This is a genomic window from Qipengyuania sp. SS22 (assembly GCF_025736935.1).
Lineage (GTDB): Bacteria > Pseudomonadota > Alphaproteobacteria > Sphingomonadales > Sphingomonadaceae > Qipengyuania.
In genome coordinates this window covers 1,643,257-1,666,857 of record NZ_CP107048.1, presented here as the reverse complement: position 1 = coordinate 1,666,857, position 23,601 = coordinate 1,643,257, and the positions used below count along the sequence as shown (strand labels likewise).

General features: G+C 65.2%; 29 protein-coding genes. 19 read left to right on the top strand and 10 right to left on the bottom strand.

Annotation, left to right across the window (positions count from 1 at the left end; translation table 11 throughout):
* Positions 1 to 159: 159 nt before the first annotated feature.
* The gene (locus tag N6L26_RS08245; protein ID WP_263605123.1) at positions 160 to 987 is read right to left on the bottom strand and encodes a flagellin; all 828 of its coding nucleotides are present in this window, start codon (positions 985 to 987) and stop codon (positions 160 to 162) included.
* Positions 988 to 1,207: 220 nt separating this feature from the next.
* On the opposite strand from N6L26_RS08245, the gene N6L26_RS08240 reads away from it, so the two are divergent.
* The 19 genes from N6L26_RS08240 to N6L26_RS08150 all read left to right on the top strand — a co-directional run bounded on the left by N6L26_RS08240 (position 1,208) and on the right by N6L26_RS08150 (position 16,797).
* Positions 1,208 to 2,461 (top strand): sigma-54 interaction domain-containing protein, encoded by a 1,254-nt coding sequence (locus N6L26_RS08240; protein ID WP_263605122.1) that lies wholly within the window; start codon positions 1,208 to 1,210, stop codon positions 2,459 to 2,461.
* Complete coding sequence (gene fliE / locus N6L26_RS08235) at positions 2,458 to 2,820, top strand: flagellar hook-basal body complex protein FliE (protein ID WP_253522491.1); 363 nt, start codon at positions 2,458 to 2,460, stop codon at positions 2,818 to 2,820. The genes N6L26_RS08240 and fliE overlap by 4 nt, the downstream gene beginning before the upstream one ends.
* A gap of 3 nt (positions 2,821 to 2,823) precedes the next feature.
* Positions 2,824 to 4,443 (top strand): flagellar basal-body MS-ring/collar protein FliF, encoded by a 1,620-nt coding sequence (gene fliF / locus N6L26_RS08230; protein ID WP_318173595.1) that lies wholly within the window; start codon positions 2,824 to 2,826, stop codon positions 4,441 to 4,443.
* Positions 4,440 to 5,459 carry a flagellar motor switch protein FliG gene (gene fliG, locus N6L26_RS08225; protein ID WP_263605121.1) on the top strand — a complete coding sequence of 340 codons (1,020 nt, stop codon included), beginning with the start codon at positions 4,440 to 4,442 and terminating at the stop codon, positions 5,457 to 5,459. Before fliF ends, fliG begins: the two co-directional genes overlap by 4 nt.
* Positions 5,452 to 6,027, top strand: a complete 576-nt coding sequence (locus tag N6L26_RS08220) for a FliH/SctL family protein (RefSeq protein ID WP_263605120.1) — start codon at positions 5,452 to 5,454, stop codon at positions 6,025 to 6,027. Before fliG ends, N6L26_RS08220 begins: the two co-directional genes overlap by 8 nt.
* Positions 6,015 to 7,346: a FliI/YscN family ATPase gene (locus N6L26_RS08215; RefSeq protein ID WP_263605119.1), complete on the top strand. Its 1,332-nt coding sequence runs from the start codon at positions 6,015 to 6,017 to the stop codon at positions 7,344 to 7,346. Before N6L26_RS08220 ends, N6L26_RS08215 begins: the two co-directional genes overlap by 13 nt.
* Positions 7,327 to 7,722, top strand: coding sequence for a hypothetical protein (locus N6L26_RS08210; RefSeq protein WP_263605118.1), 396 nt, complete (start codon positions 7,327 to 7,329; stop codon positions 7,720 to 7,722). Before N6L26_RS08215 ends, N6L26_RS08210 begins: the two co-directional genes overlap by 20 nt.
* A gap of 12 nt (positions 7,723 to 7,734) precedes the next feature.
* A complete protein-coding gene (locus N6L26_RS08205; protein ID WP_263605117.1) occupies positions 7,735 to 9,033 on the top strand; it encodes a hypothetical protein in 1,299 nt (432 codons plus the stop codon).
* A 32-nt stretch (positions 9,034 to 9,065) separates the two neighbouring features.
* Positions 9,066 to 9,650, top strand: coding sequence for a flagellar basal body-associated FliL family protein (locus N6L26_RS08200; protein ID WP_263605116.1), 585 nt, complete (start codon positions 9,066 to 9,068; stop codon positions 9,648 to 9,650).
* Positions 9,647 to 10,543, top strand: coding sequence for a flagellar motor switch protein FliM (locus tag N6L26_RS08195; RefSeq protein ID WP_263605115.1), 897 nt, complete (start codon positions 9,647 to 9,649; stop codon positions 10,541 to 10,543). The genes N6L26_RS08200 and N6L26_RS08195 overlap by 4 nt, the downstream gene beginning before the upstream one ends.
* Before the next feature lie 6 nt (positions 10,544 to 10,549).
* The gene (fliN, locus tag N6L26_RS08190; RefSeq protein WP_263605114.1) at positions 10,550 to 10,873 is read left to right on the top strand and encodes a flagellar motor switch protein FliN; all 324 of its coding nucleotides are present in this window, start codon (positions 10,550 to 10,552) and stop codon (positions 10,871 to 10,873) included.
* On the top strand, positions 10,873 to 11,154 hold the full coding sequence (locus N6L26_RS08185; RefSeq protein ID WP_263605113.1) for a flagellar biosynthetic protein FliO: 282 nt from the start codon (positions 10,873 to 10,875) through the stop codon (positions 11,152 to 11,154). The genes fliN and N6L26_RS08185 overlap by 1 nt, the downstream gene beginning before the upstream one ends.
* Entirely contained in the window at positions 11,151 to 11,918 is a 768-nt protein-coding gene (fliP, locus tag N6L26_RS08180; protein ID WP_263605112.1) for a flagellar type III secretion system pore protein FliP, read from the top strand. The genes N6L26_RS08185 and fliP overlap by 4 nt, the downstream gene beginning before the upstream one ends.
* 5 nt (positions 11,919 to 11,923) lie before the next feature.
* The gene (locus N6L26_RS08175) at positions 11,924 to 12,196 is read left to right on the top strand and encodes a flagellar biosynthetic protein FliQ (protein ID WP_263605111.1); all 273 of its coding nucleotides are present in this window, start codon (positions 11,924 to 11,926) and stop codon (positions 12,194 to 12,196) included.
* 10 nt (positions 12,197 to 12,206) lie between these two features.
* A complete protein-coding gene (gene fliR, locus N6L26_RS08170) occupies positions 12,207 to 12,992 on the top strand; it encodes a flagellar biosynthetic protein FliR (protein WP_263605110.1) in 786 nt (261 codons plus the stop codon).
* Positions 12,989 to 14,149, top strand: coding sequence for a flagellar biosynthesis protein FlhB (locus N6L26_RS08165; RefSeq protein WP_263605109.1), 1,161 nt, complete (start codon positions 12,989 to 12,991; stop codon positions 14,147 to 14,149). The genes fliR and N6L26_RS08165 overlap by 4 nt, the downstream gene beginning before the upstream one ends.
* Positions 14,146 to 15,564, top strand: a complete 1,419-nt coding sequence (gene fliD / locus N6L26_RS08160) for a flagellar filament capping protein FliD (protein WP_263605108.1) — start codon at positions 14,146 to 14,148, stop codon at positions 15,562 to 15,564. The genes N6L26_RS08165 and fliD overlap by 4 nt, the downstream gene beginning before the upstream one ends.
* 1 nt (position 15,565) lies before the next feature.
* Positions 15,566 to 15,958 carry a flagellar protein FliS gene (locus N6L26_RS08155; RefSeq protein ID WP_263605107.1) on the top strand — a complete coding sequence of 131 codons (393 nt, stop codon included), beginning with the start codon at positions 15,566 to 15,568 and terminating at the stop codon, positions 15,956 to 15,958.
* A 179-nt stretch (positions 15,959 to 16,137) separates the two neighbouring features.
* A complete protein-coding gene (locus N6L26_RS08150) occupies positions 16,138 to 16,797 on the top strand; it encodes a response regulator transcription factor (protein ID WP_263605106.1) in 660 nt (219 codons plus the stop codon).
* Between the two features lie 30 nt (positions 16,798 to 16,827).
* Here the strand turns inward: N6L26_RS08150 and N6L26_RS08145 are convergent, their stop codons facing one another.
* The 9 genes from N6L26_RS08145 to N6L26_RS08105 all read right to left on the bottom strand — a co-directional run bounded on the left by N6L26_RS08145 (position 16,828) and on the right by N6L26_RS08105 (position 23,502).
* Complete coding sequence (locus N6L26_RS08145; RefSeq protein ID WP_263605105.1) at positions 16,828 to 17,232, bottom strand: hypothetical protein; 405 nt, start codon at positions 17,230 to 17,232, stop codon at positions 16,828 to 16,830.
* A gap of 139 nt (positions 17,233 to 17,371) precedes the next feature.
* Positions 17,372 to 18,097, bottom strand: a complete 726-nt coding sequence (locus N6L26_RS08140) for a sigma-70 family RNA polymerase sigma factor (protein ID WP_263605104.1) — start codon at positions 18,095 to 18,097, stop codon at positions 17,372 to 17,374.
* Positions 18,094 to 20,196, bottom strand: a complete 2,103-nt coding sequence (locus tag N6L26_RS08135; protein WP_263605103.1) for a flagellar biosynthesis protein FlhA — start codon at positions 20,194 to 20,196, stop codon at positions 18,094 to 18,096. The genes N6L26_RS08140 and N6L26_RS08135 overlap by 4 nt, the downstream gene beginning before the upstream one ends.
* Positions 20,193 to 21,047, bottom strand: coding sequence for a transglycosylase SLT domain-containing protein (locus N6L26_RS08130; RefSeq protein WP_263605102.1), 855 nt, complete (start codon positions 21,045 to 21,047; stop codon positions 20,193 to 20,195). Before N6L26_RS08130 ends, N6L26_RS08135 begins: the two co-directional genes overlap by 4 nt.
* A gap of 77 nt (positions 21,048 to 21,124) precedes the next feature.
* Entirely contained in the window at positions 21,125 to 21,460 is a 336-nt protein-coding gene (locus N6L26_RS08125) for a hypothetical protein (RefSeq protein ID WP_263605101.1), read from the bottom strand.
* Complete coding sequence (locus tag N6L26_RS08120; protein ID WP_263605100.1) at positions 21,457 to 21,744, bottom strand: flagellar biosynthesis anti-sigma factor FlgM; 288 nt, start codon at positions 21,742 to 21,744, stop codon at positions 21,457 to 21,459. Before N6L26_RS08120 ends, N6L26_RS08125 begins: the two co-directional genes overlap by 4 nt.
* A gap of 79 nt (positions 21,745 to 21,823) precedes the next feature.
* On the bottom strand, positions 21,824 to 22,327 hold the full coding sequence (locus N6L26_RS08115; protein WP_263605099.1) for a flagella basal body P-ring formation protein FlgA: 504 nt from the start codon (positions 22,325 to 22,327) through the stop codon (positions 21,824 to 21,826).
* 66 nt (positions 22,328 to 22,393) lie between these two features.
* Positions 22,394 to 22,849, bottom strand: a complete 456-nt coding sequence (locus N6L26_RS08110; protein ID WP_263605098.1) for a hypothetical protein — start codon at positions 22,847 to 22,849, stop codon at positions 22,394 to 22,396.
* A complete protein-coding gene (locus tag N6L26_RS08105; RefSeq protein WP_263605097.1) occupies positions 22,846 to 23,502 on the bottom strand; it encodes a MotA/TolQ/ExbB proton channel family protein in 657 nt (218 codons plus the stop codon). Before N6L26_RS08105 ends, N6L26_RS08110 begins: the two co-directional genes overlap by 4 nt.
* Positions 23,503 to 23,601 lie beyond the last annotated feature (99 nt).

Sequence of the window (23,601 nt, the reverse complement as noted above, 5' to 3'; positions counted from 1 at the left end):
TGATTTCCCGGCAACATTGCCTGTCGGTCATGATACGTAAAAATACTAGGTTTGGCACTGGGCGACGCTTCAATCGCGGCGCGTCGAACCCCGAAACGAGAAAGGCCCGCCGCTCTTGCGAGCGACGGGCCATCTTCCCGTTAAGTGGGTAGGGGAAGATTAACGGAGCAGCGAAAGCACGTTCTGCTGGCTCTGGTTGGCCTGTGCGAGCATCGCGCTCGAAGCCTGGCTCAGGATCTGCGACTTGGCGAGCGCGGTCGTTTCAGCCGAGTAGTCGGTGTCTTCGATCCGCGAACGTGCGTCGGACAGGTTCGTGATGTTGTTGTTGAGGTTGGTGACAGCCGATTCCAGCTGGTTCTGCGAAGCACCGAGGCCGGCGCGAACGGTCGACACCGTCTTGATCGCGTCGTCGAACAGGGCGATGTCGCCAGCGGCGAGGGCCGTTACATCGACGCCTGCTGCAGCGGTCAGCGTGGCATCGCCCGTAAGGTCGGTCGAAAGATCGATGTCGATCGCATCAGCTTCGTTCGCGCCGGCCTGGACGGTCACGACACCGGCAGTACCTGCCGAAGCGTCGAACAGCTTCTGGCCGTTGAACTCGGAGTTCGTCAGAACGCTCGTGATCTGCGTGTTCAGCGCGGTCATTTCCGAAGCGAGGTTGGCGAGGTCGTCGGCCGAATAGGTGTTGTTCGACGCCTGAACCGTCAGTTCGCGCTGGCGCTGCAGCATGTTGGTGACTTCGCTCAGCGCGCCTTCTGCGGTCTGCGCCATCGAGATGCCGTCATTGGCGTTGCGGATACCCTGGTTCATGCCACGCACCTGCGAGGTCATGCTGGTGGTGATGGCGAGGCCGGCCGCGTCGTCCTTGGCGGAGTTGATACGCTTGCCGGTCGACAGGCGTTCCATGGCGGTTCCGAGGGCCTTGCCCGCGGCATTCGAAGCATTGGCGGCCTTGAGCGCGCCGATATTGGTGTTGATGACGTTCATGACAATGTTCCCTTTGGTCTACGGTCACTGCCCCCGGTCAGGATGTGGCAGTCGCAAACCAGACCGGCAGGAACTTTCCGGTATTAAGGGTGTTGTCCAAATTACCGGGGTTTCGAGTTAACCATCCTCGTAAATCTACCAGCCCTAAAATTATCCAATCTTTTGACGTCCGTGCCGCATTTCGGGGTCTGTCGCTAAGACATGCCAAGTGGGGGCACAAATGGACGGGATTACGAAAACCACGGGCTTTATGCGCGTGCATGGGACGATCGAGGCACGGATGGCGGGCATTGCGTCCTCGCTCTTCATGGATCGACCGGTTACGCTGGCGGATGCGAGCGACCTCGCGGCCAGCCGCGATGCCCGCACGATCACCGTGGCGCGCGGCGAAACGCCCGCGATCGAACTGGCCGGGACAGGCGGCTCGCTTACTTATACCGACCCGATTGCCGAAAGCAGCATCGCTGCGCTGGTCGCAATGACCTATGCCGGGCAGGGCCCGGTTGCGGCCGATCCGGCGTCGCTGTCGATCATTGCGCTGGCCGACCGGCTCGCGCGGACCGACATTCCGGTGCTGATCAACGGACCCACGGGTACGGGCAAGGAAGTGCTCTCCACTTTCATTCACCGGCGCAGCACCCGCGCGGACCAGCCGTTCATCGCGGTCAATTGCGCGGCGATCCCCGAAACCATGCTCGAGGCCATGCTGTTCGGGCACGAGAAAGGCTCGTTCACCGGCGCCAATGCGGCGGGGGAGGGCTTCTTCCGCGCGGCCGATGGTGGCACGCTGCTGCTCGACGAAATCGCCGAAATGCCGTTGTCGCTCCAGGCGAAGCTGCTGCGTGCGCTGCAGGAAGGCGAAGTGGTGCCGATCGGCGCGACCCGCCCGATCAAGGTCGATGTCCGCATCATCGCCTGCGCCAACCGCGATCTTCCGCATGAAGTGGCCGAGGGCCGCTTCCGCGCCGACCTTTACTATCGCCTCAACGTCTTTCCCATCGAGATGCCGCCGCTGCGCGAACGCCGCGCCGACATCGCACCGCTGGCGTTTGCCATGCTGCTGCGCCACGTCGCCAAGGGCGACCGCGTGCCGTGGATCGGCGATGCCGCGATTGCCACGCTGGCCGAGTATCCCTGGCCGGGCAACGTGCGCGAACTCGAAAACGTCATGCGCCGCGCCTTGCTGCTCGCCCAGGGCGAGAGCGAAATCGGGCCCGAACATATCGTCTTCGACATGACCGCCCGCGCAGTCGAGAAACCGGCCGAAGCGCAGCCCGTGGCCGCGCCCGAAGGTCCGGCCAAGCTGTCGAAGATCGTCCAGATCTCCGAAGCCCGCGCAATCATGGAAGCGCTCGACTCGGTCGGTGGCCACCGCGCCAACGCCGCCCGCGCGCTGGGTATCAGCGAACGCACCCTGCGGTATCGCCTGGCCTCGTTCCGTGAAGCCGGTATCGCCGTGGGAGCAGGCCGATGAACCCCGTAGGCGGCGTTGGCGGCGGCGGTTCGATCGAACAGATCATCGCGCTGCGCCAGCAGATCATCGACCGGTCCAAGGTCCTTCAGGACCTGCACCAGCCACAACCCGCGGCCCCGACCGAGGGGCCGACCTCGGCACCCAGCTTCGGCGATACGCTCCGCACCGCGCTCGACAATGTGAACGCGGTCCAGAGCGAATCCGGCCGGGTAACCGCGGCGTACGAACGCGGCGAGGAAACCGATATCGCCAAGGTGATGCTGGCCCGACAGGAAGCCGGGGTCGCCTTCGAAGCCACGCTCCAGGTCCGCAACAAGCTGCTTGCTGCGTATCAGGAAACCATGCGGATGGGGGTCTAAGCCATGACCGGATTGGTTCCTGCCGATAACACCGGCGCGGGCATGCTGACGCCGCTGACAAGCGGTTCGGGCACCTTCGGCGAACGCCTGCGCGCCTTTACCGCGCAACCCTCTGTCAGGAAGGTGCTGCCCTGGTTCGCCGGGACCGCCGGCCTTGGCCTGCTGGCGTTGACCTGGGCGACGCTGTCACCCGCGCCGCAGCGCGTTCTTTATTCCTCGCTCGGCGATGCCGAGCGCGCCGGCGTCGTCGCCTCGCTCGACCAGGCGGGGATCGACTACACGATCGACAATGGCACGGGTGCGCTGACCGTGGGCGAAGACGATGTCTATCGCGCGCGGATGATGGTTGCCTCCGATGGCTCGCTCGCCTCGCCGGAAAGCGGGACCGATCTTATCGAAAGCCTGCCGATGGGCGCCAGCCGGACGCTCGAGGGCGACCGCCTGCGCGCCGCACAGGAGCGCGAGCTCACGCTGACGATCATGGAAATCAACGGGGTCGAGGCGGTCCGCGTGCATATTGCGAAGGCCGAACGCTCGGTCTTCGTGCGCGAGGATGTCGCCCCTTCCGCATCGATCATGGTGCGTATGGCGCGCGGGCGCCAGCTGACCGATGGCCAGGTGATGGCGATAACCAATCTGGTGGCAGGTTCGGTTCCTGGGCTGAGCATCGATGCGGTGAAGGTCGTCGACCAGCACGGCAAGCTGCTGACGCAAGCGCGCGATCCCAACAGCGGGCGGCTCGACCTGCAGGCGCAGATGGAAGCCAAGCTCAACGCGCAGGTCGACCAGCTTCTCTCGCCGATGTTCGGCAGCGGCGCCTTTACCTCGCAGGTCCAGGTCGATCTCGACATGAACGAGGTCACCTCGGCGCGCGAAAGCTATGACAAGGACGGCACCGTCCGCCGCGAGACGACGCAATTGTCGCAGAGCGGCGGCGTCCAGGCAGGCGGTATTCCCGGCGTGCTGGCGAATACGCCGCCCGCCGATGCCGAAGCCCGGCAGGGTGGGCCCGAAGATACGGCCGAAGCCGCCCCCGGCGGCGGTGTGGGCGAAAGCAGCGCCACGCGCGTTTATGAAATGGGTCGCGAAGTGTCGGTCTCCAATCTCACTCCGGGGTCGATCAAATATCTCTCGGTCGCCGTGGCGATCGACCAGGCGGCGCTGGCCAAGGCGAGCGCGGCGGATATCAACAAGGTCAAGGAGCTCGTGTCGGCTACGGTCGGGGCGCGTGCGGATCGCGGCGACCAGGTCACCGTGGTGATGCGCGCCTTTGAAAAGGTCGAGACCGAAGCGGTGCCGTTCTACGAAACCAGCTGGTTCGGGATGGCGGTACGCAATGGCGTGGCGATCCTCGCCGTGCTGCTGGTGCTGCTCCTCGCGGTGCGTCCTGCGATCAATGCCCTGCGCAGCGGGGTGAAGAACGGCGGCGTGCTCGATCCGCAGGCGGGAGGCACTCCCGCGCTTGGCGGACCGAACATGGGCGCTGCGACGCCTTACGACCGGCAGGCGCTCGATGGACAGATCGAACTGGCCCAGCGGATCGCACGCGAGAACCCTGACGACGCCGTGCTCGCACTGCGCCGCCTGCTCGCGGAAGATGCGCGGCAAGGAGCATCCACATGACCGCGCCCACACCCCAGCTGCTCGGCGGCACCGACAAGGCGGCCATCATGGTCATGCTGCTCGCCGAAGAGGATGCCTCGAAGATCCTCGGCCAGCTTACACCCGACGAATTGCGCCAACTGGCGGGCACGATGTGCGGCATCGGCGAAGTCGAACCGCAGTCCATCGTCGATGCCATCGCCGGTTTCTCGCGCTCGACCGAGAATAGCGGCATTTCCGGTCATGGCCGGGTCGACAGCGTCCGCAAGCTCCTCAATGGGGCGGTGGGCGAGGTGAAGACCGACAACCTCATGCGCCAGGTCGCACCCGAATCCGAGGAAGCCAGCCTTCCCGCACTGGGTCTGCTGCGCTGGCTCGATCCCAAGATCATTGGAGAAATCCTCGCCGACGAACATCCGCAGGCGATCGCGGTGCTGCTGTTGCAGCTCGATGCCGATGTCGCTGCAGCCGCGCTGTCCGCCTTGCCCGAGGATTTGCATACGCCGGTGCTGCACCGCGTGGCCAAGCTCGGCCCCGTGTCGCGGCAGGCGATCGAAATTCTTGAAGGCACGCTCAACGCCAAGATCGAGAAACTGCACGGGACCATCCCGCTGACAATGGGCGGGATCAAGCATGCCGCGGAGATCATCAACCAGTCGCATCGCAGCGTCGAGAAACGCGTGCTCCCGACCATCGGCAAGATCGACAAGAAGCTCGCCAAGGAACTCGAGAACGAGATGTTCAAGTTCGAGCATCTGTTCGCGCTCGATATGAAGATGACCGGCGTGCTGCTGCGCGAGGTCGAAAGCGATACGCTGATCATGTCGCTCAAGGGGCTGGAAGAAGACCGCCGCGAACAGTTCTATGGCGCGATGTCCTCGCGCGCGGCCGATGGCCTGCGCGACGAGATCGAGATGCGCGGCCGGGTCAAGAAGAGCGATGTCGAAGCGGCGCAGAAGGAAGTCGTCGCAATTGCCAAGCGCCTGATCGCGCAGGGCGACATCATCATGGGCGAAGGGGACGAGGACTATGTCTAGGGTCGCCTATGCCGCGCTCGGCAAGCGGGGGAGCTTCTCCCGCGACAACCGCTACACCAAGATCCAGGAAGACGCCGCGCCGCCGGTTGCGGAAGACGCGGGCGAGAAAGCCTATCGCGCGGGCTATGAAGACGGCCAGATTTCTGCGCATGCCGATTTCGAGGCCCGCCTCAAGGCCGAACGCGCCGCCCGTACCGCGATAGAGCTGGCTTTCGCCCGCTTCGACGCGGCAAGCGAACGCCAGCTGCGCGAACGGATGCTGGCAACGGTCCATGCGCTGTGCGAGGAAGCGGTCCTCCCGCTTGCGCTCGACACCGAAGGGCTAGCCCGGCGAGTCGAAGCAGCCGCCGCGATGTTCCAGCGCAAGCATGACGAGCGGATTATCCATATCCACCCCGACGATCTCGAACTGGTCCGCGGCGATTTGTCCGCAGACCTCGAACTGGTGCCCGACGCCAGTGTCGAACGCGGCGGCTTGCGCGTGGAAACCGATGACGGCGGGGTCGAGGACGGCCCGCAGCAATGGCAGCGCGCGCTCGCCGAAATCTTCGCCGCATGCAAACCCTGATCGACGAGACCTTCGCGTCGGTCGCATCGGCATCGCTCGATCTGGCCCCGCGCCGGTTCGGCCGGGTGGTCGCTTGCGATGGCGGGCTGATCGAGGTTTCCGGACTGGGCGTGCCGATCGGTACGATCTGTACGATCGCGCAGGGCGCATCGACCGAACACCGCGCGGAAACCATCGGCTTTCGCAACGGCCATACGATGATGATGATGCTCGGCGATACGGTATTGCTGCGCCCGGGCGCCATCGTGCGTCCCGAGGGGCAACCGGGCATGCTGAGCGTAGGCCGCGAGTTCCTGGGACGTGCGGTCGACGGATCGGGCGAGCCTATCGACGGGCGCGGACCGATTGGTGCGACCACCGCCTGGCCCGCAGGTGGCTACCGGGTCGGGGCACTCGACCGGTCGCGGGTTACCGAAGTATTCGATAGCGGCATTCGTTCGCTCAACGCGCTGACCACCTTCGGGGTCGGGCAGCGGATCGGCATCATGGCCGGGTCGGGCGTTGGCAAATCGGTGCTGATGGACATGATCGTCGAAAGCGCGCAGGCCGATGCGATCGTGGTCGGGCTGATCGGCGAACGCGCGCGCGAAGTTTCCGATTTCGTCACGCGGCACATGGCTGGGGACCGCGCGGCCAATACCGCGATTGTCGCCGTGCCTGCCGACCATGCGGCCAATCTGAGATTGCGCGGGGCGATGCTGGCGACTTCGCTCGCCGAGCACCTCCGCTCGCAGGGCAAGCGCGTGCTGCTGATCCTCGACAGCCTTACCCGCGTCGCGCATGCGGCGCGTGAAATCGGCATCTTGCTGGGCGAACCCGGCGCCGCGCGCGGCTATCCGCCCTCGGCGCTGGCAACGATCACCAAACTGATCGAACGCGCGGGCAATTCGGAAGAATCAGGCGGCGCGATGACCGGCATTTATACGGTGCTGGCCGATGGCGACGACCAGAACGATCCGGTGGTCGATACCGCGCGCGCGATCCTCGATGGCCATATCGTGCTGTCGCGCGAGATTGCGCAGCGCGGGCAATATCCCGCGGTGGACGTGGGCGCTTCGCTGAGCCGCGTGATGAACGATATCGTGTCCGCCGAACAGGCCGCGACCGCGCGCCGTTTTCGCGCCCTGAGCGCGACCTACGAAGCCAATCGCGATCTGGTGATGATGGGGGCGTACCGGCAGGGGACCGATCCGTTGCTCGACGAGGCGATCGCGTTGCACCCGCGCATGTGCCAGTTCCTCTCGCAGGGCGGGCAGGACAGCATCGATATCGACACATCCTTCGCCCAGCTGACCGAGCTTGTCGGCAGTGACGCCTGAACGCAAGAAACTCAAACGCGCGCAATTGATCCAGCGCGTCCGGACCGTCGAACGGATGCAGTCGGCGGCTGCTGCGAGCGAAGCCGAAGCGACACGCACGCGATTGTCCGGAGTGGCGGAACGTACGCGCACGCTCGCCGCGCATTACGCGCAGCGCGCCGACGATATGGTCGGGGCCGACCTGCGCAGTGGCAAGACGATGCGCGATCAGCTGCAGAAATTGTCCGAAGTGAGCTCGCGGCAGGCTGAAGAAGCCGAACTGCAATCGCAAACCCGGCGCGAGGCCTTTGCCCAGTCGGACATGCGTTTGCGCAAGGCCCAGGAAGGCACGCGCGAACTGGTGCGCTCGATCGTCGCCGGCTTGGAAAAGGGCTGATCACCCCAGAGTTTGGCACGCTTCTTGATAGATAGTCCGCACACGACAAACGGACTTTCTATGACCTTTTCAATCGCCCTACCGAAGTCGCTCGACACCGCGTCCTCTGCCACCGGGCTCACCAGCGAGAACGGGCAGAAAAGCGCGGGTTCAGAGGGGACTGACGGTTTTGCCGACCTGCTGGAGCAGCTGGCGTCGTTCACGCCGTCGGCCAGCCAGGACGATACGGCGGAAGGGGACCGGCAAGCGGGCGATTTGCCGACCGGCAAGGAATTGCCGCTTGCCGCCCTGGGGCTGCCGGTTCTCGACAATACGCTCGCGGTGCCGACTGGCATCGAAGCCAAAGGCGGAGAGGGCAAACAGGCGGCTGGCTCTCTGGTCCTGACCGGTCCGAAAACCGACCAAGCGATGACCGCGCCCACGCCCCGCGCAACTGCGCCGGGGGCAGGGCTTGCCGATGCGACGGGTGAACCGCCGGTCGAAGGTTTCGAGGTCCGTATCTCCGCAGCCCAGCAACCGCGTGATCCGCGCGCTGCCGGCATGGTGTCATCGCTCCAGACCGGCAAGGCCGCAATGGAATTGCCAGCTGCGACTGAGCGTGGTCGCGCGGAAGCAGCGCGGGTTGTGACCGCACCGGAACGCGAAGCTGCTGCACTGCAAGGGGCCGGGGCGGTCGAACGCTCGGCCATCGCCGAACGCAAGATCGGCGACAAGGCTCTGGCGGAAAAACTCGCTTCCATGCCGCGTACCGACGCGGCCACGGATGCAGCGAAAGCCACGCCGCAAGCACTCGCCGTGGCTGTGGACGGCAGCGCATCCACCATACAACCCGTTTCGAGCGCGCCGCGGCCCATTGCCACCGACCAGTTCGCCAATGTCGAACGCGTCGTCGAGCAACTTACTGCGGCACGGCAGTTCGACCTTTCCAAACCGGCTGCGATTGCCGTCGCGCACAAGGAATTCGGCGCGCTGACCCTTACTTTCGACCACTCGGCTGGCGGCATGAATGTCGAAATCGCCGCCGAGGATGGCGAGGCGCAACGCGCGCTCGCGGCGGCAATGGCCAATGACCGCGGCGCTACCCGCCCGCAGGAACTGGCGGCACAATCGACGTCGTCCGCGACCCAAGCCGGCCAGACCGGCGGCGAGCGCGGCGGCGCGGCGAACAATGCGGGCACGGGCTCCGGCAACGCGGCCGGCGATGACCAGCGCCAACAGACTTCCGACCAGCGCAGCCGCCATGGCGAGCGCGCTCCCAATCAGCCCCAGACGCCCGCGCAACCGTCCTCCGACGACGCGCTCTACGCCTGAGCCGCGGCACCCGATTTCAGCAGGATAGCATTATGTCGAACGAAAATGACCCTCAGGATCCCGTACCGAAAAAGAAGGGCGGCAAGCTCAAGCTGGCGCTGTTCGCCTTCGTGCTTCTCGGCGCGGGGGGCGGCGGCACCTATGCCGCTTTCGCCAGCGGCGTGCTCAACGCCCAGGCCGCGGAAGAAGAGGACCACAACCCCAAGCTGGTCCTCAAGGGCGACGAGGATCCCTATCCCGCCGGCGGTGACGACGATGCGAAGGGCGCTGCGATCGTTTATGGTGTGGGCGGGGGCGAATACCGCACCGCCTATTACGACTTCACCGAGCAGTTCACCTCGAACCTCGCCGACAGCGGCGCGCTGGTGCAGATCAGCCTGGCTGCTTCGACGCATTACGACGGGCGCGTGCTGATGTGGCTCGGCGAGCATGAAACGGCGCTTCGCTCGCGCATTCTCGCCGAACTGGCCGCTACCGGCGAAGCCGAATTGGCCAGCATTCACGGCAAGGAAGAGCTGCAGAAGCGCCTGACCAAGGCGATCAACGAAACGCTCGAGGAACGCGAAGGCTTCGGCGGCGTCGACAGCGTCTATTTCCGCTCGTTCATCGTCCAATGATCTCCTCCGCGATCCCCGCACCTGCGGCCCGTGCCGCGAGCCATTGCGAAGAGCTGTTGAGCCGCGCGGCGACCCCGCCCGATCTCGACCTCGAATTCGCGCGCTTTGCCCGCGGCTTCGCCGAACAGGCGGCCGTGCAACTGGGCGCGCTGTGCGACGACCGCACGCTGGTTGCAGAGATTGCCGAGACCGAACTGCTGCCGGTGGGCGAATGGTATGCCAAGGTCGGTGCGGCGCACCGTCACAGCTTCTTCGCGCTCGGTCAGGAAAGCCGCGGGATCCTGATCTCCGCGCGGATCGGCGAAATCGTCGCGCAGTTCGAACGCATTCTTGGCGGGACCGGCGACGTCGACGAACGCTGCACCGTCCTGCCCGCTTCGGCGCTGCGGTTTGCGCAGCAGTTCGAGGACCGTATGGCTGATGTGCTGCGGCGTACCAGCGACCGGCGCGAAATCGCCGCCGCCGCCAATGGCGACGAAGTCGAACAGGTCGCACCTTTCGCTGCGAGCGAAAGCGTGTGGACCGTGACGCTTTCGGTGAGCAGCCCGAAGATCTCGCGTTCGTGGACCGTCCGGCTCGCCATGTGCCAGTCGATGATTGCCGAGATCGTCGGCACACGCGCCGTTTCGCCCGCTACCGGACGCACGATCGGTGCGCGCGGGATCGAAGGCTCGGCGATCGCGCATGTCGACCTGCCGCTGCGTGCGGTGCTGGTCGACGTGCCGATGTCGATCGCACAGCTGGCCAGTCTCACGCCCGGATCGGTCATCCCCGTTGCGGTCAACCGCAACGTTCCGCTGCTGATCGGCAATCTTACCATTGCGCATGGCTGTGTCGGTGAACTCGACGACCGTGTCGCGCTCGAACTCAATCAAACTTCCCTTTCGGAGTAACTCCTTATGGCTTCGCATGCAGATGGCTTCGGCCTTATCCAGGACATCGATGTCCGCCTCACCGTGGAACTCGGCCGCAAGTCGATGCGCCTGCGCGACGTGCTCGCGCTGGGGGAATCGAGCGTGATCGAGCTCGATCGCCTGACCGACGAACCGCTCGACATGTTCGTCAATGGCAAGCTGATCGCGCGCGGCGAAGTGGTGGCCCAAGGCAATCGTTTCGCGATCCGCGTGATCGAGATCGTCGGCGCGGGTTCGAACGAAGCGTCGGTCGAACGGCGTGCCCAGCCGATCACGGTCACTTCAACCGGTGCAGGCGAGGCAGCCTGATGCTCTGGTACGTCCTCAAGCTGCTGGTCCTGCTGCCGCTGATCGGCGTCATGATCTGGGGCAGCCTGAAACTGGCCAAAAAGATGCAGGGCCAGTTCGGCGCGCCGACTGGCGGCAGCAAGGCCGTGCGGATCGTCGAAAGCACGATGTTGTCGCCCACGCTGCGCCTCGCGGTGATCGAATTCCACGGGCGCGAAATCCTCGTCTCGACCTCGCGCAACGGGCTGGTCCGGCTGGCCGAGGCACCGGCGCGGCTGGAAGCGCAGGACATCGTCGCATGATCGCGCGTCTCGCGAAACTTGCCGCCACGCTGGCTGCGCTGGCCTATCCCGCGCTCGTCCGCGCGCAGACCGGCGACGCCGCAGTGTCGGGCGCGCTCGACCGCGCATTTGGCGAGATGGCGGGCGCCGGCGGCGAACCGCTGAGCCTGTCGCTGCAGCTGTTGCTGGTGATGGGCCTGCTGACCATCCTGCCCGCGCTGCTGCTGATGATGACCAGCTTCACGAGGATTATCGTAGTGCTGGCGATCCTGAGGCAGGCGCTGGGTCTGCAGCAATCGCCGCCCAACCAGGTGCTGATCGGGATCAGCCTGTTCCTCTCGCTATTCATCATGGCCCCGACGCTCGAAGGGGTGAATGAAAATGCCATCGCGCCCTATTCCGCAGGCGAAATCGGTGCCGAGGTCGCGATAGAACGCGCCGGGGACCAGTTCCACGGCTTCATGATCCGCCAGACACGCGAATACGATCTGGAAATGTTCGCCGACATTGCCGGGGCAGGACAGTTCGCCAGCCCGCAGGACGTGCCGTTCTCGATCCTGCTGCCCGCTTTCGTGACCAGCGAACTCAAAACCGCCTTCCAGATCGGCTTCATGCTGTTCCTGCCGTTCCTGGTCATCGACCTCGTCGTCTCCAGCGTGCTGATGAGCCTCGGCATGATGATGATGAGCCCGATGATCGTTTCGCTACCCTTCAAGCTGCTGCTGTTCGTCCTCGTCGACGGCTGGGCGCTGCTGATGGGTTCGCTAGCCTCAAGCTTCGGATAGATCTCATGGACGAAAGCGCCATCCTCCTCTCCATGGCCGACCGCATGTTGTGGATCGCCGCCCTGGTCGCCGCCCCGATCCTGCTGGCGAGCCTCGCCATCGGTCTCGTGATCGGGCTGGTGCAGGCCGCCACCTCGGTCAACGAACAGACGCTTACCTTCGTCCCCAAGCTGGGCGCGGTGGCCTTCGTGCTGGTCATTCTCGGTGCCTCGATGATGGCGCTGGTGGGCGATTTCACGCAGGATATCTTCGCCGAAATCGCGGCGATCGGCGACTGAGGGCCTTGCCGTGAACGGCCTCGATCTCGGCTTGGGTGCGCTGGAGCAGGACATGTGGCGCGTCGTCTTCCTGATGACGCGGCTGGGTGCTGCGCTGCTTGCCGCGCCCTTCTTCGGCGCGACTTCGGTGCCGATGTCGGTTCGTGTCGCGATCACCGGGGCGCTGGCGATCTTCGTGTCGGTCTGGATGCCGGCGGTCGAGACTCCGGTGGCCCTGCTCTCGCTCGACGGATTGCTCGCGGTGGCGGGTGAAGTGATCGTCGGGCTGGCGCTCGGCTTCATTCTCCAGCTCGCCTTTGCTGCGCCGACCGTGGCCGCCGAACTGATCGGCGGCGGCATGGGCATGAGCATGGCGGTATCGCCCGATGCGATGGGTGGCGGGACCACCACTTCCTTCGGCCAGTATTTCATGATCGTGCTGACGCTGATCTTCCTAGCGACCGGCGCGCATCTGCACTGGATCGCACTGGTCACCGAAAGCTACAACGCCTTCCCGCCGGGCCAGACCTGGCTGGGGGCAGAACGCTTCGCGGCGATCACGGGCTTTGCCAGCTTCATGTTCGAAACCGCGCTGCGGATCGCCCTGCCGGTCACCGTGATCCTGCTGCTGGTGCAGGTGCTGACCGGGATATTGAGCCGTTCCGCACCGTCGCTCAACCTTTTCGCCCTCGGCCTGCCCGCGGGCGTGCTGGCCGGGCTGGCCGCGCTGATCATTTCCGCGCCGCTGATCTACGACCAGTTCACCGGCCTCGTCGGCGATGCGCTCGAAAAGACCGAAAGTGTGATCGTGCAATGAGCGAGACCGCCGGCGAAAAGACCTTTGCACCAACCGAGAAGCGGCTGGCCGATGCGACCAAGAAGGGCGATGTCCTTCGTTCCAAGGATGCGGGCACCGCCGCCGTCATGTTGTTCGGCGGTGCGTGGCTGGCGATTGCCGGGCCGCTGCTGCTCGAAGGGCTGGCACAGCTGACGCGCGAAGCCTTCCTGTTCGATGCGCGCGATATTCGCGATTTCAGTGTCGATGGCCTGCTGATGCAGGGGCTGTTGCTTGGTGTTCCTGCAATCCTGACGCTGGCCGTGCCGGTCATCCTCGTCACGCTCATCTCGCAGCTGGGTTTCGGCCGCGGGCGCTGGGTGGCGGCCAATCTCAAGGCCAAGGGGCAGCGGATCAATCCCATGTCCGGGCTCAAGCGCATGTTCGGCCCGCAAGGGCTGGTCGAAATGGGCAAGGGCATTCTCAAGGTCGCGCTGCTCGGCAGTATTGCTGCGGCCTGGTGGTGGACCAGCATGGAAACGGTCATCGGGCTGGGGCGGGGCAATCTGTCGGCCCAGCTGACCGCCGCGTGGCATGCCATCGTCTCGCTGATCTTCGCGCTGGGTGCCGGGCTGGTCGTGATCGCCTTCGTCGACCTGCCGATCCAGTGGCTGCGCCAGCAGAAGCGGCTGAAGATGAGCTATCAGGAGCTGCGCGACGAGAACAAGGAAACCGAAGGCTCACCCGAAATGCGCGCCGCGCGGCGGCAGCGCCAGCGCGATATCGCTACCGGATCGGTTTCCGGGGCAATGCGCGAGGCACAGTTCGTAATCACCAACCCGACCCATTTCGCGGTCGCGATGACCTATGATCCGGACAAGGCCTCGGCCCCGATCGTCCTCGCCAAGGGGCGCGGCGACAAGGCGATGGCGATGAAGGAGCTGGCGCGCGAACTCGATCTGCCGACGCTCGAGATCCCGCAGCTGGCCCGCTCGGTCTATTATACCACGCGCGAGCGGCAGATCATTTGCGAAGACCTGTATGGCGCGATTGCCTCGGTGCTGGCCTATGTCTTCTCGCTCAAGCGCGGTGAAGCGCCGCCGCTCCCGGCAATCGAGGTGCCCGCCGCGCTGCGGTTCGACGCGGATGGCCGGGTGCCGGTTAATCCGCCGCGCAATGCGTCGTTATCAGAGCGATGAGTATTTCCAGTTCCTCGATCGCCACTTCGCTCGGCATTGGCAGCGGCATAGACATGACCGGTCTGGCCGAACAATTGGCCGAGGCGCAGTTCGCCGGGCGCAACCAGCGGCTGGCCGACCAGTCGGAAACGCTCGAGCGGCGAATCTCGCTTGCGGGGTCGATCCGCAGCAGCCTCTCCACCTTCGCCACGGCGTTGGGCGATCGCCTGCGGACGGGCGATCTTGCGCCGCTGCCGACGATCAGCAATGCCGCGGTCGCGGCGGTGTCCACGCCGCTGGGATCGGTGGGCAAGGGCACCTATTCGCTCGAAGTCACCCAGTTGGCGAGCAACCAGATCCTCACCGGGCCGACCTATGCCAGTGCAACCGACACGGTCGGGGCCGGCACGCTTACCATCCGTTTCGGCTCGACGACCAATGCGAGCTTCGCCGAAGACACGGGGAAGACCCCGCTGACGATCGACATTGACCCCGGGGCGACGCTCTCGCAGGTGGCCGCCGCGATTAACGGGAAGAACGCCGGGCTTAATGCCTATGTCGCGCAGACCGATGCGGGCGCACAGCTGGTGGTGAAGGGGGCCGATGGGGTCCAGAACGGCTTCACCATCGAAGCGACCGAAGACGGTGCGAACCCGGGCCTGTCGGCACTGGCCTGGCAGCCGGGCGACGATCCCGCGCGGCTGGTCAAGACCTCCGTCGATGCCGAATTCCTCCTCGATGGCCTTGCCCGCCGCAGCGCGTCGAACAAGATCGACAGCATTGCGCCGGGCCTGTCGCTGATGTTGACGGGCACCAATAGCGGCGCCCCAGCAACGATCGGCTTCAACAGCGCGACCAGCGCGATCTCCGGCATGATGCAGGACATCACCGGCGCGCTCAACGAAATCGCCGGCGAGCTGAGCAGCGCGGTCGATCCGATGACCGGGGACCTTTCCCGCGATAGCGGCGCGCGTGCGCTGCGCCGCGATCTGTCCGCACTCGGCTCCACCGTGATCATGCCCAATGCGGCGGAAGGGGCTCCGAAAACGCTGGCCGAACTGGGCCTGGCGATCGAGCGTGACGGCAGCTTCCGCTTCGACGAGGCCAAGCTGGTCGATGCGCTGGCGCGCGATGCCTCGGGCGTGGCCGCCATGTTCACCACCGGGATCAACGGGATTTATTCCACGATCGACCGGATGGCGCGTTCGAACAGCATGGCGAGCGATCCGGGAACACTGGCCGGATCGGTGGCGCGTTACCAGTCGCAATCGGATCAGATCACGCGTGATCTCGAAAAGCTCGCCGAACAGCAGGAAACCTTCCGCTCGAGCATGGTCGCGCGCTTCGCCAAGTCCGAAAGCCGGATTACCGCGTCGCAATCGACCCTGTCCTTCCTCCAATCCCAGATTGATATCTGGAACAACCAGGGGAACTGACATGCTGGCCCGTGCCCGACCCGGCGATGCCTACCGGCAAAGCAATTTCGATGCCCGGCTGATGGCCAGCGGGCGCGACGACCTCGTCTTGTTCTGCCTCGACGACCTGATCGACAATCTGGGCCTCCTCGAGATCGCCGAATCGCGCCACGACCGCGCCGCGCGCAGCCGCGTGCTGACGCGCTGCGTCACCGCGTTGACCGCTTTGGAGATCGGGATCGACCGCGAAGCCGAAATGGCCGACAGCCTGGCGCAATTCTACGGCGCGGCGAAAAGCATGCTGCTCGATTCGATCCGTGCCATCGATCTCGAGCAAATCGCGCAATTGCGCGGTGATCTGCGTGAAATTTCGGCTGCCTTCCGCGCGGCGAAACTGGGCGCGACACAAGCCTGATCGGGCCCGAGCGCGATCTCCAAAATGGAGAACGCGGCCATCGCAATCGGCGCAGAGGAATTGTATCGGGGCCCACGTCTCGATGGCTTCGCGCACGATGCGCATCCCAAGCGAACATCGAGACCGCCCGGCAGTTGCGACTTGTCGGACAGTACGTTGTTATCCCTGGGACTTGTTACATGTTGAAGGTTTTCGTGATCGACAGCGCTGCGGCGCGCCGAGCACAGGTGTGCCGTTTGCTGATGGACCGCCAGATTCACTCCGAACCGTTCGAAACCGTCGCCGAATTTGCCGAACATATGCCCTCGCAGGGGCTGGTTCTCTATTGCGACGAACGCGACGATGTTGCGGGCCTGGTGGAGGCGCTGGAACAGCGCTCGTGGCTGCCCGTGATCGCCTATGCGCAGCAGCCGGATATACGGCGCGTTGTCCGCGCGATGCAGGCAGGGGTCGCGTCCTACGTCGGCTTCCCCATCGACCCGACCGAAATCATGGGCGAATACGCCAAGTTGCAGGGCAGCTTCGCGGCCCGGCTCGCGCAGCGCGAACGCACCAGCGCGGCGCGCCGGCGGCTCGACATGCTGAGCAATCGCGAGCGCCAGGTGCTCGGCTGCATGCTGGATTATGGCACGAGCAAGGAAATCGCGCGCTTCCTGGGTATCAGCCCGCGCACGGTCGAGGCGCATCGCGCCAATCTGATGGTTCGGCTCGATGTGCGTACTGCGACGCAGGCTATCCGCGTGGCGGTCGAAGGTGGGGCTTCCGGCGCAGCGCAGCTGTTTGCGGACCCGTCCATCCGGCGGGGCGAAACTCTCGCTCAGGCGCCGGTCTTGCAATAGGCCGGTGCCGCAGCGACGGGCGCGGCTGGCTTAGCTGGCGATATTGCTGGGTATGGTGCCCGAGGTCATGACCGAGACCAGTGCCCGGCCATAGGCACCCAGCAGGGCGACTGCCGGATCGGCGGCAAAGAAATTGCCTTCCTCGACCTCGTCGACAATCTTCACCAGTCCCGAGGACGAGCCCATCGCCGAGCGGGATACGAGGATCCCGCACAGCGGTCCGACCAGTTCCATGGCGGCGCAGATCTGCGCATCGACCGCGATCAGCTGGGTCAGCCGCTCGCGGCTGGCGCGCGGCGAGATGATCGGGGCGACTTCTTCGGGGGCTTCGTCGAGGATATCGGCCAGCGCCAGAATCGCTTCGTTCGCGGCTCCGAACCCACCGACCGAGCAGGCCTCGACAAAGGTCAGGATCCTGGTTTCCCAGAGTGACATTTCTTGCATTCCCAACGGACGAGCCCTGAAGGGGGCGCGTTGCGGTGTCAGTACACCTTCACTAAGACCCATGTCATCGGCTGAACCCTAAATTCCGCACCGATTTTCGCGGCGGTAGCCATACACCGTTTAGCAATTGTTAATCGCTCGAGCGTTCGACGATAGCGAGTTGGAGCTTCGCCAGCGCGGATGATTTGAGCTGGTGGACACGCGGAACGCTGACATCGAGCACCGCGGCAATTTCGGTCAGGTTCAGCTCCTCGATAAAATGGAGCTTCACGATCAGCTGCAACCGCTCGGGAAGCAGCGCGATGGCTTCGGCGAGCGCCGTCCGGTCATCGGCTTCGAGCAGCCGCGCCTCGGCATCGGGCTCGGTCGAGCCGAAAGCGGGGTTGGAATCGGAATAACAGTCTTCCAGATCCACGACCCGCGTCGCCAATTGTGTTCGCATATCGTGATATTCCCCCACTGAAACATGTAGTTCCCGCGCAATCTCCTCAGCCGAGGGATCGCGCCCCAAGGCGCTGTGCAGGCGGTCTATGGTCGCATCGATCCGGCGGCGCTGCGCTGCGGCACCGCGCGCATGCGGCGATTGCCCGCGCAACAGGTCGATCATCGCCCCGCGCACGCGCATCTTCGCATAGGCGGCAAAGCCATCCTCGCTCGGCCGGTCGTGACGCTGCGCGCATTCGGTCAGCGCGATCATCCCCGCCTGGAGCAGGTCGTCGACATCGACCGATGCGCCGCAACTGCCCTCGTAATACCAGGCCAGCTTGCGGACCATCGGCAGGAAGTTTCCGATCCGCTCGTTGATCTCGCTCGCATAGGCGCGCTGCGCATTGAAATGGGAGTGGTCATACTTCATGCCGCGAGGGCCTCCGTTTCATGGCCGAGTTGGGCGGGTTGTGCAGGCGCTTCGTCGCCGACCACCGCGATCACTTCGATCGGCTGGGCAGCGGGGAGTTCGTTGATCGACAGCACCAGGCAATGCGGCGCGCGCAGGCGCAGCAGCGCGGTCAGCGCGCGGCGCGCGCGCGGCTGGACGATCAGTGCAGGCCGGGTGGCGGCAGGATCGCGCTGCGCCACGATGGCGGCGATACGCTCGCCGATCGAGCGGGCGAGGTCGGGTTCGATCACGATCTCGCCCGAAGCCGGGTCCTGCAGCCCGCCGACCACCATGTCCTCGAGCTGGGCGGCCAGCGTGATGACCGGCAATTTGGCATCGGGCGGGCAGGCCTCGGCGACGATCATCGCGCCAAGATCGGCGCGGACGATGTCGATCAGGCGGTCGTGTTCGACAGTCTGCTGCGCGGCGAGCGAAAGGCTCGAGAAGACGCGCAGCGAATGGCGCAGCGAAATCCCGTCGGCGAGCAGTGCCTTGAGCAGCCGGGTCACCGCCGCGAGCGACAGCGGCTGCGGGGTGATGGTCTCGATCAGCTGGCCATGGCGGCCGCGCAAATGGTCGATCAGGTCGCGGACCTGGTCGGGGCCGAGCAGATCCTGCGCCCTGACGGCGAGCAATTGGTGGATCTGCGTGGCGATGACGCTTTCCGGATCGACCGCGAGATAGCCTTCGGCCACCGCAAGGTCGCGCGAACCCGCATCGATCCATAGGGCGGGGCAGCCGAAGCTGGGGTCGATCGTCGCTTCGCCGGGGACGGCCTGCGAATGCATGACGTCGCCCGTATCGATGGCGAGCAGATGGTGCGGCTTGATCTTGCCGCCGCCGATTGCTGCGCCGCCAAGCGTGATCCGATAGCTGTCGGGATCGACCTCGAAACTGTCCTCGATCCGGAACTGCGGCACGATGAAGCCGAAGGTCTGGCACATCTGCTTGCGCAGCCCGGTCAGCCGCGCGATCAGCGTGGCGCCGTGTTTCTCGTCGGTCAGATGGATGAGGCCATAGCCGAGCTGGATGGTAACCAGCGTCTGGTCGGTGACCTCGTCGATCGCGATATGCGCCGGGTCGGGAATGACCACCGTCTCGGGAACGTTGAATTCGGCCTCTTCCCGCTTGCGCAGGCTGTGCCACAGCCAGAACGCCCCCGCCGCCAGCGGCAGGATGATCGATTGCGGCATCGCGGGGATGCAGCCGATGATGAACAGGATGCAGGCGACGGGCAGCCAGATCTTGGGATCGGACAATTGCCCGCTGATCTGGTCGGTCAGGTTGCGCGCATCGGAAACCCGGGTAACGATAACCGCGGCCGCGATCGACAGCAGCAGTGCCGGGACCGAAGCGACCAGTGCATCGCCCACAGCCAGCGTGATATAGAAGCTGGCGGCGTCGCCCGCCGAAAGATCGTGGGTCGACATGCCCAGCACCAGACCCGCGATCACGTTGATCAGCAGGATCAGCAGCGCGGCGACGGCATCGCCCTTCACGAACTTGCTGGCGCCATCCATCGAACCGTAAAAATCGGCCTCGGTGGCGATTTCGCGGCGGCGGGCCTTGGCTTCGTCGGCGGTCAGCAGCCCAGCGGCGAGATCAGCGTCGATCGCCATCTGCTTGCCGGGGAGCGCATCGAGCGTGAAACGCGCAGACACTTCCGACACGCGACCGGCACCCTTGGTGACGACCATCAGGTTGATGATCATCAGGATCAGGAAGACGAAGATACCGACGGCGAAATTGCCGCCGATGAGGAAGGCGCCGAAGGCCTCGATGACCTTGCCCGCGGCAGCGCCGCCTTCATGCCCGTTGAGCAGCACGATCCGCGTCGACGCGACATTGAGCGCGAGCCGAAGCAGCGTGGCGAACAGCAGGACTGAAGGGAAGGAGGAGAAATCGAGCGGCTTCTGCGCGTTCATCGCCGCCATCAGCACCGAAACCGACAGCGCGATATTGAGCACGAAGAAGACGTCGAGCAGCATGGCCGGGATCGGCATGACCATCAGCAGGATGATCGTCAGGATACCGATCGGCAGCGCGAGGCCGGGGTTGATGAAGCGGAGCGGGTTCACAGGCCGAGCGCCCTGAACTTGCCATAGGCGGCAGCGATATGCTCATTCGCGCGGCCTGTGCCGGCGCCGCCTTCGCCAAAGGTGTTGCGGAGCGTGTCGGCCATCGACGGACGCGGCCCTCCGGGTCCGGGCAGGGCGGGCAGCGCAAGGCTGCCGCGGCTGGGCCGGCTGGTGCTGGCGGGCGCATGCGCGGCAAAGCGGGCCGCGTCGAATTCCACGCGATTGCCGCCGGATGGCATCGGCATGTCGCCATAGGCCGCCGATACCTTGTCGCGCATCAGCGTCATGACTTCGCCGACCGAACGCGGCGATCCGCCGCTATAGAAGATCGAGCGGTTGGCACGCGCAGCCCGCGGCATCAGCGCCGCGGCCGACTGGTCGGGATTGCTGCCCAGCGCCCCCAGGAATTGCTGCGCGCCGCCAAGGCCGAGGAAATGCGCGAGATAGAGTTCTGCCGGTTCGGCTTCGCGCCCCAGGCTGGTGCGCAGACCCGCGGCGTTCTCGCGCGTCAGTTCGGCTGCCATCAGCGACGAGGTATCGGCATCGTAGCGCAGCGACAGGAGATGCTGGCGCGTGGCGGTATCGGCCACGCGGCCATTGGGCGTGATCGCCGCATCGGCCCAGTCCATGCCATGCTTCGCGCCATGCCGGTCGAGCGTGCGCAGCCAGGTGGAATCGATGAACTGGTAGAGACCCGAGGCGCTCGAGGTCTGGGCCTTGGCGCTGGGGTCGAGCCCGGATTCGAGCCGGGCCTGCGCCAGCAGGTAATCGAAATCGACACCCGTCCGCGTCGCGGCGCGGGAGATCGCACCCTGCACATCGGCATTCTGGACTGGACTGACTGTAGGCACGAAACCTCCGGGAATTGTGTTCCCGGTTGTTCAGCAAGGTCCGTGCCAAATTTCCTGGCTAGGAAGTAGCGCCGCTATCAGGCGAGCGCGACGTTGATGCCCTGGCGGGGCAGCGCGGCGTAGGGTTCGCTACTGCCGGAGAGCGCACCGAGGCGGTTCTGGACGTTGCTGGCGATCAGGTTGCGCAGGCGGCGGTTGATCTCGTTGAGGCGGCGTACCGCGTCGAGCACACCCAGGCATTCTTCATCGAGGCTGTCCTGCTCGACCACATCGAGTTTGGCGCACAGGTCGAGCTTGCCATTGGTGCAGGCGACGATGCGATCGAGGTCGAGAGCGGCAAGCGCCTGCCGCTCACCCTGCAAAAGTGCGAGCATCTGTTGCAGGGTGGCCAGTGTTTGCTGTTTGCGGGTCATTTCCCGACCTTTCCGTACATGCCCGCCGCGATGATCGCATCGGCGATCTCGGTCGGGACCAGCGGGTAGGAATTGGTTTCCAACGCCTTGCGGATCTCGGCCACGCGTTCGTGGTCGACGGGACCCTCAGGGCCGGCAGAAACGCGCGATGTCGATATGGGAGCTTCGGCCTCGCGTGCTTCCGCAGCAACCTTCTGCGCGGGAGAAATCTTCCCGGCAGGGGTAATTGCTGCGCCTGGACGCACCACTGCTCCCGAGAATTCCGGCAATCCGACAATACGCATCGTTTCGCTCCATAAGCTGGTTGACCAACAGAACGGCGATCGATGCGCGGGTTTAACTCCCCGGCAATTATTTTGCCGCTTACGGCAAATCGATGCCGACCTGGCCCGGGCGGATCACCATTGCGCGCAGCGTTTCGGTGCGCTGCCCAGTGGCGCGGACCTTGATCCATTCGCCCCGCGCGCCGTCTTCCACGGCAGCCCCCTGCCGGGTGAGGGTGAACCCCTTGCCGCGCACGAGGATGCTGACGTTCTCGCCGCGCGCGACGATCGTCTCGCCATATTCGGGGGCGGCGGCGTAGCGGCCGCTGCCCGAACCGCCGTCGACGGCGACATAGATACGCCAGCCCGCACTCGGACAGGCGATCTGGACCGAACGCTGGTCGCGGCCGAACCATTGCAGGTCGAGCGGCGATTGGCAGGCGGTGAGCCTCAGGCGGCGGTCGACGGGTAGCTTGGCGCCCCCTGGCTGGCCGATATCGGCGCCGGTGAAATCGGTGACCGCGCGATCGATGATCGACAGGTCCATGGGCGCTGCTGCGGCGGCGGCGCTCGCACACAGCGCGGCGGCGAGTGTTAGGGGCAATGTGTGACGCATGGTCGATCCTGACTCCGGTTCGCGAAACCACCCCCGGCATGGGGGTCTTCGCGGTTACGGAGCAAGGTTCGTGCCATCCGGCGCCGTGCGGAGGTAATCGACCGACACGAGGATGTCGTCGGACGCGTTCGGCATCGCGATCAGCCGCGCGGCGACGCCGGCGGCCTCGGCTTCACCCAGCAGGCGTTCGCCTTCTGCCAGGGCTTGTTCGCGCTGGCCCGGGGCATAGCCGATCGAAATCGTTGCGACCTGCCGCTCGTCGGTAACGGCGGCGAGCAGCCATTCGTGGACGCTTTCGCCCGGCGCGGGCTTGTGCAGCGCAAGTGCGGAGGATGTCACCGGCGCCGGTTCTTCAACGTCGATTTCAGCCTCGGGCTCGGCTTCGATTTCGGCCTCGACTTCTGGCGGCGGGGCGGGAGTCTCGCGCACCGCCTGTGCCGTGATCAGGAACAGGATCAGCGCGAGGTCCGCGGTTACCGTTTGCCAGCCCGAAGCCGCGCGCAGGATCATGCCGCGTCGCGCTCGCTGTGTGGCGCGCCGCTGGCCACGCCGGTCTGGCGTATCCCGTGGGCGAGCCATTCGAGAACTGCATCGCGGTCGCGCTCTTCCTGCCGCGACTTGCGCGCAATCGCGCTGCCCAGTGGGGCGAAGAGGAAATTCGCGGCCAGGAGGCCGTACAGCGTGGTGACGACTGCCATGGCGATAGCGCCGACCAGGCCGGTATCCTGCGCCGCCGTTCCCTGCGCCTGGCCCAGCGCGACCAGCGTGCCCGCCAGACCCAGCACCGGCGCCAGTTCCGCCGCGCAATCGAACACGCGCATGGCGGTTTGCGCATTGGCCAGCCGCGCTTCCTTGAATTTCTGGTGTTCGCCGTGAAGCGACTGGATCGAACGCTGGCTGATGATCAGATCGGACAGGCTGTCGAATTCGCTATCGCCGAAATGATGCGGCTCGGCGCGGATAAAGCCGTCATCGGCAATCTCGCGGATCTGCAGGGCCAGTTCGCCCTTGGCCCGCGCCACGTCGAACGCGCGTTCGAACAATCCGCGCAATGCGCCGATGGCGATGCGGCTGTCCGCCACCCCGCAACGCAGCAGCGTGGCGACGAGCGTGCCGACGAGGACAATGGCGATCGCTTCGGGATCGAACCAGGTTTCCAGCATGGGGTAGCTACTCCTTGCTGACCAAGAACGGCGCGGGCTGGGCAGGATTTATGCGGCAGCCGAACTTTGCCGCTTTCCGGCAAGACCTTGCCACATCCT